Origin of the sequence: Agromyces sp. SYSU T00194 (assembly GCF_040496035.1) — a bacterium.
Classification (GTDB): Bacteria; Actinomycetota; Actinomycetes; order Actinomycetales; family Microbacteriaceae; genus Agromyces; species Agromyces chitinivorans.
In genome coordinates, this window is sequence record NZ_JBEPJZ010000001.1 from 382,920 (window position 1) to 401,478 (window position 18,559).

At 73.5% G+C, this 18,559-nt stretch carries 19 protein-coding genes; 4 read left to right on the forward strand and 15 right to left on the reverse strand.

From position 1 onward, the window contains the following. Positions 1-20: 20 nt before the first annotated feature. Positions 21-632 (reverse strand): UbiX family flavin prenyltransferase, encoded by a 612-nt coding sequence (locus ABZK10_RS01880; RefSeq protein ID WP_353807481.1) that lies wholly within the window; start codon positions 630-632, stop codon positions 21-23. Continuing rightward, positions 629-1,120 carry a hypothetical protein gene (locus tag ABZK10_RS01885; RefSeq protein WP_353807482.1) on the reverse strand — a complete coding sequence of 164 codons (492 nt, stop codon included), beginning with the start codon at positions 1,118-1,120 and terminating at the stop codon, positions 629-631. Before ABZK10_RS01885 ends, ABZK10_RS01880 begins: the two co-directional genes overlap by 4 nt. Positions 1,121-1,220: 100 nt before the next feature. On the opposite strand from ABZK10_RS01885, the gene ABZK10_RS01890 reads away from it, so the two are divergent. Beyond that, positions 1,221-2,114: a MurR/RpiR family transcriptional regulator gene (locus ABZK10_RS01890; protein WP_353807483.1), complete on the forward strand. Its 894-nt coding sequence runs from the start codon at positions 1,221-1,223 to the stop codon at positions 2,112-2,114. 8 nt (positions 2,115-2,122) lie between these two features. Here ABZK10_RS01890 and ABZK10_RS01895 read toward each other — a convergent pair whose 3' ends face one another. The 11 genes from ABZK10_RS01895 to ABZK10_RS01945 all read right to left on the reverse strand — a co-directional run bounded on the left by ABZK10_RS01895 (position 2,123) and on the right by ABZK10_RS01945 (position 14,146). Beyond that, positions 2,123-3,355: an MFS transporter gene (locus ABZK10_RS01895; RefSeq protein ID WP_353807484.1), complete on the reverse strand. Its 1,233-nt coding sequence runs from the start codon at positions 3,353-3,355 to the stop codon at positions 2,123-2,125. Then, the gene (locus tag ABZK10_RS01900) at positions 3,352-3,756 is read right to left on the reverse strand and encodes a Zn-ribbon domain-containing OB-fold protein (RefSeq protein WP_353807485.1); all 405 of its coding nucleotides are present in this window, start codon (positions 3,754-3,756) and stop codon (positions 3,352-3,354) included. The genes ABZK10_RS01895 and ABZK10_RS01900 overlap by 4 nt, the downstream gene beginning before the upstream one ends. Continuing rightward, on the reverse strand, positions 3,753-4,853 hold the full coding sequence (locus ABZK10_RS01905; RefSeq protein ID WP_353807486.1) for a thiolase family protein: 1,101 nt from the start codon (positions 4,851-4,853) through the stop codon (positions 3,753-3,755). The genes ABZK10_RS01900 and ABZK10_RS01905 overlap by 4 nt, the downstream gene beginning before the upstream one ends. A gap of 62 nt (positions 4,854-4,915) precedes the next feature. Then, entirely contained in the window at positions 4,916-5,668 is a 753-nt protein-coding gene (locus tag ABZK10_RS01910; protein ID WP_353807487.1) for an enoyl-CoA hydratase/isomerase family protein, read from the reverse strand. Further along, on the reverse strand, positions 5,665-6,867 hold the full coding sequence (locus ABZK10_RS01915) for a CaiB/BaiF CoA transferase family protein (RefSeq protein WP_353807488.1): 1,203 nt from the start codon (positions 6,865-6,867) through the stop codon (positions 5,665-5,667). The genes ABZK10_RS01910 and ABZK10_RS01915 overlap by 4 nt, the downstream gene beginning before the upstream one ends. A gap of 8 nt (positions 6,868-6,875) precedes the next feature. Next, on the reverse strand, positions 6,876-8,069 hold the full coding sequence (locus tag ABZK10_RS01920) for a CoA transferase (protein ID WP_353807489.1): 1,194 nt from the start codon (positions 8,067-8,069) through the stop codon (positions 6,876-6,878). Further along, positions 8,066-9,502 (reverse strand): aldehyde dehydrogenase family protein, encoded by a 1,437-nt coding sequence (locus tag ABZK10_RS01925; protein ID WP_353807490.1) that lies wholly within the window; start codon positions 9,500-9,502, stop codon positions 8,066-8,068. Before ABZK10_RS01925 ends, ABZK10_RS01920 begins: the two co-directional genes overlap by 4 nt. Further along, positions 9,499-11,268, reverse strand: a complete 1,770-nt coding sequence (locus tag ABZK10_RS01930; protein WP_353807491.1) for a thiamine pyrophosphate-binding protein — start codon at positions 11,266-11,268, stop codon at positions 9,499-9,501. The genes ABZK10_RS01925 and ABZK10_RS01930 overlap by 4 nt, the downstream gene beginning before the upstream one ends. A gap of 65 nt (positions 11,269-11,333) precedes the next feature. Further along, entirely contained in the window at positions 11,334-12,380 is a 1,047-nt protein-coding gene (gene fgd, locus ABZK10_RS01935) for a glucose-6-phosphate dehydrogenase (coenzyme-F420) (protein WP_353807492.1), read from the reverse strand. Positions 12,381-12,441: 61 nt separating this feature from the next. Beyond that, complete coding sequence (locus tag ABZK10_RS01940) at positions 12,442-13,275, reverse strand: DNA/RNA non-specific endonuclease (RefSeq protein WP_353807493.1); 834 nt, start codon at positions 13,273-13,275, stop codon at positions 12,442-12,444. A 19-nt stretch (positions 13,276-13,294) separates the two neighbouring features. Beyond that, a complete protein-coding gene (locus ABZK10_RS01945; protein WP_436408479.1) occupies positions 13,295-14,146 on the reverse strand; it encodes a GTP pyrophosphokinase in 852 nt (283 codons plus the stop codon). A gap of 128 nt (positions 14,147-14,274) precedes the next feature. Here ABZK10_RS01945 and ABZK10_RS01950 point away from each other — a divergent pair, with 128 nt between their 5' ends. After that, positions 14,275-15,237, forward strand: a complete 963-nt coding sequence (locus ABZK10_RS01950; RefSeq protein ID WP_353807494.1) for a DMT family transporter — start codon at positions 14,275-14,277, stop codon at positions 15,235-15,237. A gap of 1 nt (position 15,238) precedes the next feature. Here ABZK10_RS01950 and ABZK10_RS01955 read toward each other — a convergent pair whose 3' ends face one another. After that, the gene (locus ABZK10_RS01955) at positions 15,239-15,967 is read right to left on the reverse strand and encodes an alpha/beta hydrolase (RefSeq protein ID WP_353807495.1); all 729 of its coding nucleotides are present in this window, start codon (positions 15,965-15,967) and stop codon (positions 15,239-15,241) included. Further along, entirely contained in the window at positions 15,964-16,941 is a 978-nt protein-coding gene (gene pip / locus ABZK10_RS01960; RefSeq protein WP_353807496.1) for a prolyl aminopeptidase, read from the reverse strand. The genes ABZK10_RS01955 and pip overlap by 4 nt, the downstream gene beginning before the upstream one ends. A 69-nt stretch (positions 16,942-17,010) precedes the next feature. Here pip and ABZK10_RS01965 point away from each other — a divergent pair, with 69 nt between their 5' ends. Both ABZK10_RS01965 and ABZK10_RS01970 read left to right on the forward strand, forming a co-directional pair. Then, entirely contained in the window at positions 17,011-17,505 is a 495-nt protein-coding gene (locus ABZK10_RS01965; protein WP_353807497.1) for a DUF427 domain-containing protein, read from the forward strand. 39 nt (positions 17,506-17,544) lie between these two features. Further along, positions 17,545-18,552, forward strand: coding sequence for a malate dehydrogenase (locus ABZK10_RS01970; RefSeq protein ID WP_353807498.1), 1,008 nt, complete (start codon positions 17,545-17,547; stop codon positions 18,550-18,552). Positions 18,553-18,559 lie beyond the last annotated feature (7 nt).

Consider the following 18,559-nt stretch of genomic DNA (forward strand, 5'->3'; position numbering starts at 1 on the left):
CGCCCGCCGCCCGGTGGCGGTCAGGCCGGCATCCGGCCCTCGACGACCACCCGGCCGCCCGCGCGCACGAGGCGCCCGTCCCAGCGCACGGTGGCCTCCGAGTGGAGGCCGAACTGGTCGAGGGTGCGGGTGACGAGGTGGTCGACCACGTCCTCGACCGACTCCGGGGCGTTGTAGAAGGCGGGCACGGGCGGCATGATGCACACCCCGAGGCGGGCGAGCTTGAGCATGTTCTCGAGGTGGATCGCGCTGAGCGGCGCCTCGCGCACCATGAGCACGAGCGTCCGCCGCTCCTTCAGCACCACGTCGGCCGCGCGGCCCACGAGGTCGTCCGCGAGCCCGGAGGCGATCGACGCGAGGGTCTTCATGGAGCAGGGCGCCACGACCATGCCCTCGGTGGCGAACGACCCGCTGGAGACGACTGCGCTCTGCTCGGAGTGGCCGTGCGCGACATCGGCCAGTGCCCGGACCTCCGCGACCGAGTAGCCGGTCTCGTGCTCGATGGTCTTGGCGCCCCACTTCGAGATGATGAGGTGCCGCTCGACGTCGAACTCCGCGAGCCGTTCCAGCATGCGGATGCCGAACACGGCCCCCGTGGCCCCGGTGATCGCGACGACGATGCGGCGGGTCATCGCTCCGCCGCCGTCCGGAGCACGTCCAGCTGCCCGCTCCAGCGCTCGAGCACGGGCGCCGGGTCGGCGAGCTCGTACCCGATCCCGTGCGTGACGCGCGCGTACCCGACCTCGTCGCGCTCGACGTCCGCGACCTCGCCGCGGAGCACCATGCGCGACATGCGCTCGGCGGCCGCGTCGTGCACGCGACGCAGGGCCAGGCGCACCCGCACCAGGCCGCCGTCGGCGTCGGCGACGAGGAGCCCGCGACCGGATGCCTCGAGGGCGGCGGCCGTGCGGCCGCCGGCGTGGAGCATCAGCATCACCACCCGCCCCCCGTCGACGACGAGGATCTCGCCCGCACTGAGCAGGGCCGGCCTCGGCCAGCCGTCCGCTCCCGGCGCGATGACGAGGCACGTCTCGCCCGGCTCGCGCGCCGGGTCGCTGCCGTCGTACCGGCGCGCGAGGGTCGCCGGCACCACCAGATCAGATTCGGTCCGCATTGACACGCCTCCAGCCTATCCAAGTGAAGCAATTGTCGTTGTACTCTCGACGTGTACATGGCACGGTCTTTGCACTCGGTGGCCGTGCGAGAGAGGAACGACCAGCATGGACGAGTCCGACGTCCTCACGACGGTACGGCGGAAGTACGACGAGCTGACCCATTCGCAGAAGCGCATCGCGGAGGCCGTCGTCGAGGATCCCGAGTTCGTCGCCTTCGCGACGGTGGACAAGCTCGCCGACCGGCTCGCGGTCGCACCCTCCACGGTCGTGCGCTTCGCCTACAAGATCGGGTTCAGCGGCTACCCCGACCTGCAGGAGCGCGTCCGCAAGGTCGTGCGCGGGCAGATGCGCGGCGCCGTCGGCGAGGGGGCCGACCAGCCGACGGGCGTCGAGCACCTCGCACCCGGCCAGGCGACCTCGCTCAGCCACGACCTCGACAACCTGCGCAAGACCATCGCCGGGCTCGACGCCGACGTGCTCACGGCGGCGGTGGACGCCATCGTCTCCGCGCGCCGGGTGTTCCTGGTCGGCGGCTACGCCTCGGGCGCCCTGGCCGCCTACGCGGCGCTCACCCTCGAGCGCGTGCGCGACGAGGTCTTCCTGCTCGAGAATCCCGGCGGCCCGCACATGCCGCTGCTCTTCCATGCGGGCCCCGACGACGTCCTCATCGCGGTGGGGTTCGCGCCCTACAGCACGGCCACCGTCGAGGCGATCGAGCTCGCGAAACGTCGTTCGCTGCACGTGATCGGCATCACCGACACCCCGATCTCCCCGGTCGGCCAGCGGGTCGACACCGTGATCGCCTCCCGGGTGTCGGGCGTCGCCGCGCAGAACTCGCTGGTCGCGCCGCTGGCGATCGTGAACGTCCTGCTGAACGACGCGACCGCACGCATCGAGGACGCGGTGCCCCGGTACGAGTCCATCGTGGGGACCCTCGGGGGCTGGGGCAGGTTCGTGCTGAACGACGCGGGCAGCGGCGAGGACTCGGCCGAGCAGTAGGCGGCCGTTCACGAGGCGGCCGACCGCCGGAGCATCGTCAGCACGAGCACCCCGACCAGCACGAGCGCCCCGGTCGCCCCGACCGCCGCGGTCGGGCCCAGCGCGTCGGCCAGCGCACCGTCGAGCAGCGCCCCCAGCGGTCGCGAGCCCACGAACGCCATGCTCCAGAGCGCGAGCACCCGGCCCCGCACCTCATCGTCCACCTCGTCCTGGATGCCCGCGACGACGTCGGAGTTGCCGAGCAGGAACCCGACGCCGGCGACCGCGAAGAGCACCAGGACCGCCCCCATGGCCGCTGCGGCGGTGGCCCCGACGACCGCCACTCCCGCGAAGGCCGCACCCACGAGCACGAGCGCGACGAGCGACGTGCGGTCGGGACCGAGTGCGTCGCGGAGGCGCCCGACGAAGGGCGACACCAGCACCGCGCCCGCCCCGAACGCCGCCACGAACCAGCCCGCGCGGGCGGTGCCGGCGTCGAACGCGTCGGCGAGCGCCGGACCCAGGGTGATCGCGGGGTCCGTCGCGATGCCCACGAGCACGCCGGCGCCGAGCAGCCGGCCGATCCTGGGCCGCCGGCGCACCACGCGGATGCCGCCGAGGATGCCGCCGCGGCGTCCCGCCGCGGCGCTGCGCGGCACGTGCACGAACCCCAGCAGCAGCGCCGCGAACAGCAGGAAGGACGTGGCGTTCACCGCGAACGCCGGCCCCGCACCGGCCAGCGCGACGACCGCAGCGCCGAGCACGGGGCCGATCACCCGCGCGAGGCTGTAGGTCATCGAGACCAGCGCCGTCGCCTGGGCGATGTCGCGGCGCTCGACGATCGCGGGCACGAGCGACTGCAGCGCCGGGTTGTTGACGGCGCGCCCGATGCCGAGTGCGAACGCCACCGCGAGGATCGCGGGCACCGTCGCCGCGCCGGCGAACGCGAGCGCGGCCAGTACCGCGGCGGCGACGCCCTGGGCGGCGTTCGCGGCGACCAGCAGGCGGCGGCGGTCGAACCGGTCGGCGAGGTCGCCGCCCAGCGGTGCGAACGCGATGGTCGTGCCGTGCGCGCACACCGCGAGCACGGCGACGAGCGTGGCCGATCCGGTGGCCTGGAAGATGACGATCGCGGCGGCGATGTCCTGGAACCACGTGCCGACGTTCGATGCCGCCGCACCGGCCAGGAACGCCCGGAAGGCGGGCAGCCGCAGCACCCGGCGGGTCGCACCTCCCCGCGCGTCCGCGGGGTCGTCCGTCACGTGCCGACGATCCGGAAGCGCGGGATCGCGACGCCGGACTCCTCCTCGAACGCGACGTGGACGCGGCTGCCGACCGGCACGTGGGTCTCGGAGAGCGGCGTGACGTTGCTGAGCATCCGGGGCCCCTCGTCGAGCTGGACCAGCACGACGTTGTACGGGAGGCGGTCTGCCCACGCCGGGTGGTACCGCTGGTGGAAGACGAGCGTGCTCAGCACCTCGCCGTCGCCCGAGAGCGGGGTCCAGGTGCACTCCTCGGCGAGGCAGCGCGGACACCACGGCGCGATCGGGTAGCGGAGCAGGCCGCAGCGGTCGCAGGCCTGCACCCGCAGTTCGCCCGCGGCGCAGCCCTCCCAGAAGGGCGCGTTCGCCTCAGTGACGTTGGGCAGCACCGGCTCGCTCATCGGTCCGCCCCCAGCACCAGCGCCGCCGACGTGTTCAGCGTCATGCCGCGCCCGGTCACGAGCGCGACCTCCGCGCCCTCGACCTGCCGCGCACCGAGGCCGCCGCGCAACTGCCGCACGCCCTCGACGACGTGGAGCCAGCCCTGCATGTACGACTCCGACAGGTTCCCGCCTGAGGTGTTCACGGGCAACTCCCCTCCGATCGCGATCCGTTCACCGCCCTCGACGAACGGGCCGGCCTCGCCGACCCCCACGAACCCCGCGTGCTCCAACCAGAGCAGGACCGAGATCGTGAAGTTGTCGTAGAGCTCGGCGACGTCGATGTCCCCGGGGCCCACGCCCGCCATGCGGTAGGCGTCGAAGATCGCCTCGCGCTGGTGGGGCATGTACCACCAGTCCTCCTTGTCGAGCTTCTGCAGGCTGTGCGCCTGCCCCATGCCCATGATCGTCACGGGCGCCGTGCCGTTATCGCGTGCACGCTCGGGGCTCGTGACGATCACCGCGACGCCGCCGTCCGTGATGAGGCAGCAGTCCAGCAGGTGGAGCGGGTCGACGATCATGCGCGACGCCTGGTGGTCCTCGATGGAGTACGGCGTGCGCATCACCGCCCCGGGGTTCAGGGCCGCGTGGCGACGCGTGGACACCCCGACCCAGCCGAGCTGCTCGCTCGTGGTGCCGTAGAGCGCCATGTGCCGGCTCGCGGCGATCGCGCTGTTCGCCGCGTTGCCGAACATGCCCCAGATGCCCCACGAGTCGTCTCCGCCGGCGGCGGCGCCGAAGCGGCTGCCGCCGGTCTTCGCCGCGTCGCCGAAGACGCATGCGACCGTGGTGGCCATCCCGGCGTCGATCGCGAGGGCGGCCTGCTGGACGAGCGTGCCGACCGTCGCGCCGCCCATCGAGATGCTCCAGGCGATCCGTGGGTTCAACCCGAGCAGCTCCCCCAGGGCGAGGTAGTGCCGAGCCCCCTCGGGCGAGGTCGTGCCGGGCATCGTGATGAGGCCGTCGACCTCGTCCTTGGCGATGCCCGCGTCGGCCAGGGCGTCCTCGAACGCCTCCTTCGCGAGCGAGTTCGCCGTCGACCCGGGGAAGGTCCCCATGCGACTCGATCCCACTCCCGTGATCGCGGCGCGGCTCCAGGCCATGCGCGCTCCTTCCTCTCCTAGCGTCCTTCGAATGCGGGCGGTCGACGTTCCCGGAACGCGGCCCGGCCCTCGGCCCGGTCGCGCGTCTCGGCCAGCTCCGCCCAGAGCGCGCGCTCGAGCGCGAACCCGTCTGCGTGCTCCGACGCCGCGCGCGCCGCGCGCTTGGCGGCGCGCAACGACAGCGGCGCCGCCTCGGCCACGCGCCCGGCGAGCGCACGCGCCCGCTCCCCGAGCTCCTCGGGCTCGACGACCTCGCTCACCAGGCCCCAGCGGCCTGCGGCCTCGGCGTCCAGCGGCAGGCCCGTGTACAGCAGGTGCGCCGCGATCGCCGCGGGCAGCGCCCCGAACACCCGCTGGGTGCCGCCGCTGCCCGGGAGGGACCCGATGCGCAGTTCCGGCAGCAGGAACGTCGCCGCGCTGCTGCACAGTCGCAGGTCCGCGGCGAGCGCGAGCTCGAAGCCGCCGCCGGCCGCGGGCCCGTTCACCGCGGCGACGACCGGACGGGTGCACGTGGCGACGGGTTCCGCGAGGGGCCGCGTCGCGAGTTCCGGGGGCACCGGGCCGCCGCGCAGGTCCGTGCCGGCGCAGAACGCGGTGCCGGCGCCGGTGAGGACCACCACGCGCACGGCGTCGTCCGCGTCCACCGCGGCGAACGCCTCGACGAGGGCGAGCCGCGCGTGGGCGTCGAGCGCGTTGCGGCGCTCGGGCCGGTTCAGGGTCACGGTCGCGACCGCGCCGTCCACCTCGAGGAGGATCGGATCGGCGCTCATGCGAGCACGCCGTCGTCGACGAGCCGGTCGTAGTCCTCGCGCGACATGCCGAGTTCCGTGCTGAGCACGTCCCACGTGTGCTCGCCGAGCAGCGGCGGCCGGGTCACGGGCGCGCGCTCGACGCCCACCTTCCTGATCGGGGTGCGGGAGATCGGCATCCGGCCGATCACGGGGTGCTCGACGTCCTCCCAGTACGCCCGCTCCCGGAGCAGGGGGTCCTCGACGATGTCCCGCGAGTCCTTCACCAGGGCGTGCGGCACGCCGTGCTCGGCGAGCCGGGCGAGCACGTCCTCCATCGCACGGGCGCCCACGGTCGCGTCGAGCAGGGCACCGAGCTCGTCCTCGTGGCGCGCGCGGCCCGCGGCATCCGCGAACCTGGCGTCGTCGACGGCGTCGAGCTCGAGCGCCGCGCACAGCGCCCGCCAGGCCGCCTCGTCGGGGCACGAGACGGCGACCCAGCGGTCGTCGGCCGTGCGGTACGCGTCGTGCGGCACGCGACCGGGCCAGCGGTTGCCCGAGACGTGCGGTTCGTGGCCCATGCTGGACTCGACGATCGCGGGGCCGACGACGTTCACGGTCGACTCGAGTTGCGACAGCTCGATCCACTGCCCCTCGCCGGTGACCCGTCGGTGGCGCACGGCCGCGAGCACGGCGACGAGTGCGTGGCCCGGGTTCGGCAGGTGGTCGGGGTAGTGGGTGCCGGTGCCGACCGGCGCGCGACCCTCGATGCCCGACAGGCCCACGATGCCGGCGAGCGCGGAGATCGTCGAGCCGAATCCGATGTAGTTGGCGTGCGGTCCGTCGGCGCCCTGCATGGGCATCGTGAGGTACAGCAGCGACGGGTTGGCGGCCGCCAGCTCCGCGTAGGTCATGCCCCAGCGCTCCATGATGCCGGGGCGGAAGTTGCTCGCGACGAGATCGACGCGGCCGGCGAGCTCGCGCGCGACGTCGCGCCCGGCGGCCGTCGACATGTCGATGGCGACGCTCTGCTTGCCCGGATTGCGCGACGCGAAGTAGCCCGAGCCCTCGATCCCCTCCCGTCCGGGCCGGAACGGGGGCGAGAGCCGCAGGTTGTCGGGGTGGGTGCTCGACTCCACCCGGTAGACGTCCGCACCGAGCTCCGCCAGCGTCTTGGTCACCAGGGCGCCCGCCCCGATCCAGCAGAAGTCGAGGATCTTGAAACCCTCCAACGGTCGCATCGCACGCGTCATCCGTCTGCTCCCCCCACTCGCACCAGCGGCGTCCGCCACGCCGCCGTCGGCTCCTCGACCACGGGCGCCGCGGGCCGGACCGGACTCCCGGACAGCCGGTAGGGCGGTCCGGGGAACACGAGCTCCCCGTCGGGTCCGGGCACGTGCACGAAGAACCTGCGGTGCAGCAACTGCGGGTTCTCCCGCAGGTCGGCCACCGTGCTCACGGGCGACAGCGCGATCATCCGCGACTGCGCCTCGCGATAGAGCTCGGCCTTGTCGTGCTGCGCCGCGAACGGCAGGAACACGGCCGCGAAGCCGTCGACGCCCGCGGGGCTCTGGCGGAAGGCGAAGTCGCCCCAGCGCTCCTCGCGCAGGTGCTCGGCGCCCGGGGCGCCCGCCTCGTTCAGCCAGTCGACGAGCGCGCGCCAGGCGCGGGCGGTGCCGAGCCGGCCCGCGACCATCGAGACGTGGCCGTCGCGGCACGGGTACACGCCGGTTCCCGCCTCGCGCGGCCGCTCGCCGAGGCGCTGCCGCACCGCCCCGGTCAGGGCGTAGCCCGGCGCGCTGTCCTCCAGCGCCTGCGCGATGCACTCCTGCGCCGACACGTCGTAGGTGCCGCCGTCGCCCCCGCGCTCCTTGTCGAGCACGCCGGCGAGCGCGGCGACCGCGCCGAAGATCGACGAACCGAGCCAGCTCTGGGCGCCGTGGGCCACCACCGGCCCCTCGTCCACGTACCCGCCGAGGTGGAGCAGGCCGCCGTCGGCCATGACCAGCAGGTCGTCGGACCGGCCCTCCGGCCCGCCGACGCCGAGTCCGCGGGGGCTCAGCACGACGTGCACCAGGTCGGCATCGCGCACCTCGGCCATGCCCGCCGTCCAGCGCGGGGCCCCGTCGGCACCCACCTCCTCGATGAGCACGTCGGCCTCGGGCGCGACCGCGCGCACCTGGGCGCGCAGCCGTTCGGGGTCGGCGAACACGGTGCGCCGCTTCCCGGCGTTCGTGAAGGCGTCGTAGGCCGCGAGCCAGTGGTCGCGCACGCCGGGATCGTCGGCGTCCGCCGCGATCTCCAGCCGGAGCACCTCCGCACCGAGGTCGGCGAGCAGCCGCGACGCGTACGCGCCCGGCTCGCCCGCGAGGTCGAGCACGCGCAGCCCGGCGAGGGCGCGTCCCGGCTCCGGTGACGGCACGGCGGCGGGTGCCCCGCTCATCGTGCCGGCCGATCGGTGTTCACGACCAGCGTGCGCAACTCGGTCATGTGCTCGATGGCGTAGCGGATGCCCTCGCGGCCGACGCCGGACTCCTTCATGCCGCCGTACGGCATGTGGTCGACCCGGAACGTCGGCACGTCGTTGACGATGACCCCGCCCACGCGCAGTTCCTCGAACGCCTCCCAGATCGTGGGGAGGTCGTCGGTGAACACGCCCGCCTGCAGGCCGTACGCGCTCGCGTTGACGGCGTCCCACGCCTCCTGCATCCGCTCGAAGGACTCGAGGGTCACGATCGGGGCGAAGGCCTCCTCGCGCGCGAGTCGCACGGTCGGCGGGACGTGCTCGAGCACGGCGGGGCGGACGTAGGCGCGATCGCGCGTGCCGCCCGTGAGCAGGTCGGCTCCCGAGGCGACGGCCTCCTCGACGAGGCCGACCGCGCGCATCGCGGCGTCCTCCGAGATCATCGGCCCGAGGTCGACCCCGTCCTCGAGCGGGTCCCCGACCCGCAGGCCGCGCGCACCTTCCACGAGCCGTTCGCGCAGTTCGTCGATGCGCGAGGCGTGCACCAGCACCCGCTGCACGCTGATGCAGATCTGGCCGGCGTACTTGAAGCCGCCGACGAGCAGCCGCCCCATGACCCGGTCGAGGTCGGCGTCGGGGGCGACCACCACGGCGCCGTCGCCACCGAGCTCGAGGACCACGTGCTTGCTGCCGGCCCGCGCCCGCATGTCCCAGCCGACCCGTGCGGAGCCGGTGAACGACAGCAGCGCGAACCTCGGGTCGGTCACCATCGCATCGGCGACCGCGACGTCCATCGGCAGCACGCTCACCGCGCCCGCGGGCAGCCCGGCGTCGTCGATCACCTCGGCCAGCATCAGCAACGTGCCGGCGACCCGGGTGTCGGGCTTCAGCACGATGCTGTCACCGGCCGCGATCGCGGGCGCGAGCTTGTGCGCCGACAGCGACAGCGGCACGTTGAACGGGCTGATGCCCGCGACGGGCCCGAGCGGCATCCGCCGGGTGATCGCCCACTTCCCGCGCGCGCTCGGGATGACGTCGAGCGGGAGCACCTCGCCCTGGATCCGCACGGCCTCCTCGGCCGCATGCCGGAACGCGAACACGGTGCGGTCGACCTCGACGAGCGAGTCGGCCAGGGGCTTCCCAGCCTCGCGCGCGAGCATCCGTCCGAACTCCTCGCGGCGGTCGCGCAGTCCGTCGGCGATGCGATGCAGCGCATCCGACCGCTCGTACGACGCCATGCGCCGCGTCTGCTCGAACGCGGCGACCGCCGCCGCCGTCGCCCGGTCGAGCTGCTCGGCGGTCGCGAGGTGCACCGCGCCGATCTCCGCGCCGCTGCCCGGCTCGCGGGAGACGACCGTCTGCTCGGACGTCTCCCACTCGCCGGCGAGGTACACGGGGCGGGCCTGGGTCACTGCTGCTCCATCTGCCCGTGCGCGCCGTAGCTCTTCGACCAGGTGTCGGGGTATGCGCGGTCGAGGCCGCGGGTGAAGTAGGTCGGCACGTCGGGGTCGGTGTCGACGTCGACGACGAAGGGCCTGCCGCTGGCGAACGCCGCGTCGAAGGCGGCGGGGAGCTGGTCGGCGCTGGTCACCTTGATGCCGTCGCCGCCGAAGGCGCGCGCCATGGCCACGAAGTCGGGGTTGTACGGCTCGCCGTCGGGCGTGCGGAAGAAGATCCAGGGGTGGTTGCGCCCGAACTGCTTCTCGGCGCCCTTCTTCTCGATGCCGAGTTCGTGGTTGTTGACGATGACCCAGACGCACGGCACGCCGTACTCCATGGCCGTGGCCAGCACCTGCGGCCCCATGAGGAACGCGCCGTCGCCGGTGAGCGCCACCGGGATGATGTCGGGGTCGGCGACGGCGGCGCCGAGCGCGCCCTCGGTCGCCCAGCCCATCTCGGCCATGCCGGAGCTGATGTGCCAGTGCCCCGGCTCGTGGATGGTCATGTAGGGCTCGGCGTACTGGATGATGTCGCCGACGTCGATGTACGCGTGCGCACGGGGCTCGCGCGCCATGGCCTCTCCGAGCTCGTAGGCGAGTCGGCCCGGGTGGATGCGCTCGAAGTCGCCGGCGACGACCTCCTGCACCTCGACCTCCCAGTCGCGCTTGAACCCGGCGATCGCCTCGCGCCACGGCGCGATGTCCATGCGCTCGTCGCCGAGCGCCTCGGCGAGGTCGTCGAGGAACGTGACGCCGTCGCTGATCAGGCCGAGCTCGACCTCGTAGTTGCGGCCGACCTCGTCGGGGGCGACGTCGACCTGGATGAGCTTGGTCTTCGGGATGTCGTAGATCGCGCCCTTGCGCCAGTTGCCCGCGTTGTTGTCGGAGAACCGGGCACCGACGGCGATCAGGACGTCGGCGTCGCGGGTCGCCCGGGCCGCGGCGATCGTGCCCGATCGCCCGACCGTGCCGACCGAGAGCTCGTGGTCCTCCGACAGGAGCCCCTTCGCGGTGAGCGTCGTCGCCACCGGGATGCCGGTGCGGGCCGTGAACGCCTCGATGTGGCTGGTCGGGTCGGCGCCGCGGGCGACGCCGCCGCCCACCAGCAGCACGGGGCGCTCCGCCTCCCGGACGAGCCGGGCGGCCTCGGCCACGTCGTCGCGCGATGCGCGGTGGCCCGAGCGCACGGAGCGAGCGGCGGGCGGCACGATCTCGCCCTCGATCTGCGCCCACTGGATGTCGGTCGGGATCTGCACGAGCACCGGCCCGGGCCGGCCGCTGGTGGCCACGCGGAGCGCGTGGTTCAGGGTGTCGATGACGGTGTCGGGGCGGATGGTCAGCCAGGCGCCCTTCGTGATCGGGCGGAGGACGCTGATCGTGTCCTCGTTGCCGTGGTAGTACATCTCCTGCATGCCGGCCTTGCCGAAGAAGTGGGTGGCCGTGCCGCCGCAGATCACGAGCAGCGGGATCGAGTCGTGCATGGCGCTGGCGATGCCGCCGACCGCGTTCATGATGCCCGGGCCCTTGGTCACGATCACGGGGGCCACGCGACCAGTCTCGCGGAAGTAGATGTCGGCCTGGTGGACCGCGTGCGACTCGTGCTTGGCCTGCACGCCCCGGATCTCGGGGTGCTCGATCAGCCCGTCGAGGATCGGCCAGATCGCACCTCCCGCGTAGCCGAAGTAGTGGGTGAATCCTGCTGCGGAGAACCAGTCCGCGATGGCATCTACGACACGCATTTTCCTTCAGTGCCTCCCTTGGCTCCGAGTCTCGTCATTCATCGTTTCAGCAACAAATCTTGCTGTCAAGTTGCAGTCTGCAACTCTCGCGTCGACTCCAGCGCACGCAGTCGCGGCGCGAGATCGCGCTCGAACAGGGCCAGGAACCGACGCTGGTCGGCGCCCGGCGCATGGAACACCAGATGGGTGAAGCCGGCGTCCACGTACTCGCCGATGCGGCCCACCACCGCGTCGGGGTCCGCGCCGACGATCCAGCGGCGGGCGATCGCCTCGATCGGCTGCGCGTCGGCGACGCGCTCCATCTCGAGGGGGTCGGTGATGTCGTGCTTCTGCGCGGCACCGAGCGACAACGGCGACCAGAACCGGGTGTGCTCGAGCGCCGCCTCGGGGTCGGTGTCGTACGACAGCTTGATCTCGATCATCCGCTCGACCGCGCGCGGGTCGCGTCCGGCGGCAGCCGCGCCGGCATCCACCGCCGGGATCAGCTGCTCGGCGTACAGCTCGCGGCCCTTGCCGGACGTGCAGATGAACCCGTCGGCGACGCGCCCGGCGTACCGCGCCACCACCGGGCCACCCGCCGCGATGTACACGTCGATCGGGACGTCGGGGCGGTCGTACACGGATGCCCCGTGCAGCGAGTAGTACTCCCCGTCGAAGTCCACGCGCGCATCCGACCAGAGCGCCCGGATGAGCCGGACGGCCTCGCGGAGCCGGGCGAACCGCTCGCGGAACTCGGGCCAGGGCTGGTCGCCCGCGCCGGCGTGACCGGGCGCGATCTCGTTCAGCGCCTCCCCGGTGCCGAATCCGGCGAAGACGCGCCCGGGCGCGAGCATGCCCACCGTCGCGAACGCCTGCGCCACCACGGCGGGGTTGTACCGGAACGTGGGCGTCATGACCGACGTGCCGATGCGCACCCGCTCGGTGCGCACGGCGACCGCGGCGAGCACCGCGAGCGCGAACGGCGCGTGGCCGCCGTGGTGCCGCCACGGCTGGAAGTGGTCGCTGATCGCGACCGACTGCATGCCCCGCCGCTCGGCCTCGACGGCGAGGTCGACGAGCTCCGGCGGGTCGAACTGCTCCGCGGACGCCTTGTAACCGAGGGTGAGCTGCATGCAATCAATATTGCATGCGAGGCTCTTTTAGGCAATACTCTTGCCGATGTGATGCGGGCGGTCAGAGCACGACGTCGTCGAACGACGCGAGGCGGATGCGGCGGGCCCGCACGCCGGGCGCGCCGAGCACGTCCGCCCCCGCCAGGTCGCCGAAGGCGACGCCGCTCACCGCCGCCACGTCCGCCACCGGCACCTGGAACGTGCGGAACGGGCCGAGCGGCGGTACCGCGTCGGTGCCCGCCGGCACGGCCATGCGACGGGCGAGCTCGTCGGCGTTCAGGAGGGGCGTCTGGTCGAGCAGGAACCCGGCCGACGCGAGCGCCCCGCCCGACGTCCACGCCACGACCTTCCAGAACGCCAGCGGCACGCGGATGCCGCGGTACTCCGGGTCGGTCGGGCGCAGCACCGGCGCCGTGAAGACGCTGATGCGGGCGCCCGTCGCGTCGGCGAACGCGAGCACGTGGTCCTCGAGGCCGAGCCAGAGCTCGCGCGACTGGTTGAATCCGCTCGCCTGCGGCGCCGCGTTCGGGTACGTGAACGTGTCGGCGTTCGCCTGCGCCGCGACGTCGGCGGCCCCCCAGACGGGGTCGCGCCGGCGCACCAGGTGCCCGCGGTCGAGGTCGTTGCGCAGGTAGACCTCGGGGCCCGCCTGCCACTCGGGGGGCACCCGGTCGTCGAGCCGCCAGTCGTCCACCCGCGGCAGGTCGCGCAGGGCCGCGCCGTCGACGTTGACGCCGGTGACGGCGGCGAACCGCCGCTCCCGGTCGAGCAGCACGGTGAAGTGCGTCGAGTCGAGCGGCACGTGGGCGCCCGGCGGGGCATCCGGCACCACCGGCAACGGCACGTCGACCATCAGGAACGCGGGGTCGTAGCCCCGGCCGATCTCCCCCGCCATCGCCGCTCCCCCGCGGGCCTCAGACCCGACGGGTGCGGGCGCGGTAGTCGTGCAGGGCGCGCACGGCGCGGTCGCCCGGCAGCACCTCGGCGATCGCGTCGCCCGTGGCATCCGGCACCGGCTCGGCGGCCCGTTCGCCGCGCGCCGCAGCCCGCTCGCCGCGCGCCGCGGCCGGCTCGTCGCCTCCGCCGTGCACCTCGTGGTGCAGCCGCTCCATGTCGGCGTCGAGGCGCGCGGCGGTGTCGGCGGCCTCCTTCAGGCCCTCGAGCAGGGCGGCCGGCACCTGCGCGTCGTACTTGTAGTAGATCTTGTGCTCGAGGCTCGCCCAGAAATCCATCGCGATGGTGCGGAACTGCACCTCGACGAGCACCGGCACGATGCCGTCGGAGAGGAAGATCGGCACCTCGATGATCGCGTGCAGGCTCTGGTAGCCGTTCGCCTTCGGATCGGCGATGTAGTCCTTCACGCGCACGACCCGCACGTCGGACTGGCTCGTGAGCACGTCGAACACGCGGTACACGTCGGACACGAAGCTGCAGGTCACGCGCACGCCGGCGATGTCGGTGACCTGCTCGCGGATCGCCTCGAAGCTCGGCTCGACGCCCTTGCGCTGGATCTTCTCGACGATGGAGTCGGCCGACTTCAGCCGGCTCGAGATGTGCTCGATCGGGTTGCCGCGCTCCGACCGCGCGAAGTCCTCGCGCAGGATCGTCAGCTTCGTGACGATCTCGTCGATGCCGAACTTGTAGCGCTGCATGAACCGGGCGAACTCGTCCTGCAGCGAGCGGAGGGCCTGCAGGCCCTGGTCGTCGACGCCCTCGAAGGCGGCGGCGGCACTGTCGAGATCGGGGCCGGAGGTCGATGCGGTCACGTCGCCGACGCTACGGGGGAAGTCTCGGCATCGGCTGTGCGGTTGCGGTGCGGCGTCGTGGTAGTGCGACGGATGCCCCGGGGCGACCGCGCCATCGGCCCGTGCCCGCCCGTGCGACACTGTTCCCCGTGCGTGCAGTCCTCGCCGTGCTCGCGGCGGCCGTGTGCTTCGGCACCACCGGCACGGCCCAGGCGCTGGGCCCCGAAGCCGATCCCCTGTCGCTCGGTGCTGCGCGCATCCTCATCGGCGGCGGCGCGCTCGCGCTGATCGCGCTCGTGCTGGCCCGGCGGAGACCCCGCGACGACGCGGCGCTGGTCCCCGAGATGCCGGCGCTCGACGCCGCGCCCACGGGCCGGCCGCCGGTGACCGACCCGCGTCGCGTGCGCCTCGTCTCGTCGGCCGTCGTCGTCGCGGGCGCGCTCGGCGTGCTCGCGTACCAGCCCGCGTTCTTCGCGGGCACGGAGCGCAACGGCGTCGCGGTCGGCACGGTCGTCGCGCTGGGCTCCGCGCCCGTGCTCACCGGGCTGCTCGAATGGGCGTTCCGCGGGCACCGGCCGTCGGGCCGCTGGGCCCTCTCCACGGTCGTGGCGACGGCGGGCATCGCGACCCTCGGCCTCGCGAGCGGTGACGCCGAGCACGCGATCGATCCCCTCGGCCTGGCCGCCTCGCTCGGCGCCGGGCTCTCGTACGCCGTCTACGCGCTCGCCAGCAAGGGGCTCCTCGAGCGCGGCTGGTCGGGCTCCGGCGCGATGGGCGCACTGTTCGGCCTCGCCGCGGCGGTGAGCCTGCCGCTGCTGCTGGCGACGGATGCCTCCTGGCTCGCCACGCCCGAGGGGCTGGCGATGGGCCTCTGGCTCGGCCTGGTCACCACGACGCTCGCCTACCTGCTCTTCGCGGCCGGGCTGCGTCACCTGACGGCGGCGACCGTCTCGACGCTGACGCTCGCCGAGCCCCTCACCGCCACCCTGCTCGGCCTGCTCCTGCTCGGCGAACGGCTCCCGGCGGGCGCCGCGATCGGCCTCGCGGTGCTCGCGGCGGGGCTGGCGATCCTGGCGGTGCCGACCGGGCGTCGCGCGTCGCGCGCAGCCTGACCTACGGCGCGAGTGCCTCCGTCAGCGCGTCGGTGATCGCCGCGAGCGACGCCTCCCTCGGCATCGTGGCCTCGCCGTCGCCCGGCTGCACGCCGTAGTCGCCGAATGCGGCGTGGTTCGCACCCTCCAGTTCGACGAAGGTCGCATCGTCCGGCAGGAGGTGCGCGTTGCCGGTCACGTCGTCGGGCGTGGTGAGCCCGTCGTTCGAGCCGCTGATGCTCAGCACCTCGAGCCCCGAGTCCGACAGGTCGTTCGCGCAGTAGCTGCCGAACAGCACCAGGCCGGTGGCATCCGCCCCCGCCTCGCCCGCCATGAGGCAGGCGCGCACGCCGCCGAGCGAGTGCCCGCCGACCCACCAGTCGTCGACGCCGGGCGCGAGTCCGGTGAACGCGTCGAGCCCCCGCGGGTCGAAGAACGCGAGGTTCAGCGTGGGCTTCGTGATGACGACGGTCGCCCCCGCATCGACGACGCCGGAGAGCACGCGAAGGTACGCGTACGGGTCGACCTTGGCGCCGGGCACGAAGACGAGCCCGGTGCCGGAGCCGCCGTCGGCGGGCTCCATCAGCACGGCACCCGACGTCGAGGTGATCGTGATCCCCTCGTCGCGCCACGCGTCGAGGGCCGCGTCGCGCTCGCCCTGGAACACGGTCTGGGTCCAGGCGACGAAGACCACGACCACGAGCAGGAGGGCCGCTGCGACCGTGCCGAGCCAGCGGAGCGCGCGGCTCATCCGCGGTGCTCGCCGGGCGCGCGCGCGAAGCGGTCGGTGGCCTCGATCATGGCGTCGAGGATGCCCGGCTCGTCGAACGCGTGGCCCGCGTCGGGGATGATGCGCAGGTCGGCCTCGGGCCACGCCTCGTGCAGGTCCCACGCCGTCATCACGGGCGTGCAGATGTCGTAGCGCCCCTGCACGATGACCGCGGGGATGCCGCGCAGCATCTCCGCGTCGCGGATCAGCTGCCCCTCCTCCCACCAGCCGCCGTGCCGGAAGTAGTGGTTCTCGATGCGCGCGAACGCGGTGGCGTACTCGGGCTCGGTGAACTTCGCGATGACCTCCTGCTGCGGCAGCAGGGTGATGGTCGACGACTCCCAGCGCGACCACGCGATCGCGGCGGGCTGGTGCACGCTCGGGTTCGGGTCGTCGAGGAGGCGGCCGTACGCGGCGACCATGTGGTGCCGCTCGCGCTCGGGCACCTGCGCCAGGAAGTCCTGCCAGAGGTCGGGGAAGATCGCCGAGGCGCCGCCCTCGTAGAACCACTCCAGCTCGCTTCGGCGGAGCGTGAACACGCCGCGCAGCACGATCTCGGTCACGCGATCGGGGTGCGTCTCGCAGTACGCCAGCGCGAGCGCGCTGCCCCAGGAGCCGCCGAGCACCTGCCAGCGATCGATGCCGAGGTGCTCGCGCAGCTTCTCGATGTCGGCGACGAGGTGCCAGGTGGTGTTCACGCTGAGGTCGGCGTCGGGTGCGCTCGCGTGCGGGATGCTGAGCCCGCAGCCGCGCTGGTCGAACAGCACGATGCGGTACCGTTCCGGGTCGAACAGTCGCCGGTGCGCCGGGCTCGTGCCCCCGCCCGGCCCGCCGTGCAGGAACACCACGGGCTTGCCGTCGCGGTTGCCGGACACCTCCCAGTAGATGTGCTGTCCGTCCCCCACGTCGAGCATGCCGGTCTCGAGCGGCTCGATCTCCGGATACATCTCTCGCATGCTTCACGATAACGGCAGGGCGGATGCCGCATGCGGGCCCCGTCCAGCGAGTCGGCGTACCCTCGGCGCATGCGACCGACCCCCGACGCCCTCCGCCCCGGCCAGGAGTCCGTGTGGGACTACCCGCGCCCGCCCGCGATCGACGCCTCCGGCGAGCGCGTCACGGTCACCCTCGGCGGCGTGGTGATCGCCTCCACCCGCGACACGGTGCGCGTGCTCGAGACCAGCCATCCGCCGACCTACTACCTGCCGATCGACGCGTTCGCCGACGGCGCGCTGCGCCCGGCGGCCGGCGGCTCGTTCTGCGAGTTCAAGGGCGGCGCGCGCTACTTCGACGTGCTCGGCGGCGACGCGGTCGCCGAACGCGCGGCATGGAACTACCCGTCGCCGACGCCCGGCTTCGAGGTGCTCGCCGACCGGGTCGCGCTCTACCCGGGGCGCATGGACGCGTGCACGGTCGACGGCGAACTCGTCCGGCCGCAGCCGGGCGGCTTCTACGGCGGGTGGATCACCGACCGGGTCGCGGGCCCGTTCAAGGGCGCGCCCGGCACCATGGGCTGGTGAGCCCGGCGGCCGCCTCGCCCCCGGAGTAGGCTCGCGCACATGAGCCGTTCACCGGTCACGATCACCATCACCGGCGCCGGGGGGCAGATCGGCTACGCGCTGCTCTTCCGCATCGCCTCGGGCGCCATGCTCGGCGCCGACACCCCCGTCAGGCTACGCCTGCTCGAGATCCCGCAGGGGCTCGGCGCGGCCGAGGGCGCCGCGCTCGAACTGCAGGACGGGGCGTTCGGGCTGCTCGACTCGGTCGACGTGACCGATCATCCGGGGCAGGCCTTCGACGGCGCGAACCTCGGGCTGCTGGTCGGCGCCCGCCCGCGCGGGCCCGGCATGGAGCGGGCCGACCTGCTCGAGGCGAACGGCGGCATCTTCGGTCCGCAGGGCGCGGCGATCAACGCCGGCGCGGCCGACGACATCCGGGTGGTCGTGGTCGGCAACCCGGCCAACACGAACGCCCTCATCGCCGCCGCGCACGCGCCGGACGTGCCGCGCGACCGGTTCACGGCGCTCACCCGGCTCGACCACAACCGCGCGCTCGGGCAGCTCTCCGACGCGCTCGACGCGCCGGTCGGCGAGATCGAGCGCGTCGCGATCTGGGGCAACCACTCCGCCAGCCAGTTCCCCGACGTGTCGCACGCGCTCGTGCGCGGCCGTCCCGTGCCCGACGTGCTCGAGGAGGAGATGGGCGCCGAGGCCGCGCGCACCTGGCTCGCGGACGTGTTCATCCCGCGCGTCGCCCAGCGCGGCGCCGAGATCATCCGCGTGCGCGGGTCGAGCTCGGTGGCATCCGCCGCCTCGGCCGCCATCGACCACGTGCGCGACTGGGTGCACGGCACCGACGGCGCGTGGACGAGCGCGGCCGTCGTCTCGACCGGCGAGTACGGCGTGCCCGAGGGACTCGTGTGCTCGTACCCCGTGACCGGGTCGGGCGGCTCGTGGCACGTGGTGCCCGGGCTCGAGCCCGATGCGTTCGCGTCGCAGCGGATCGCCGCGTCGGTCGAGGAGCTCGTCGCCGAACGCGACGCGGTGCGCGCGCTCGGTCTCGTCTGAGCGGCAG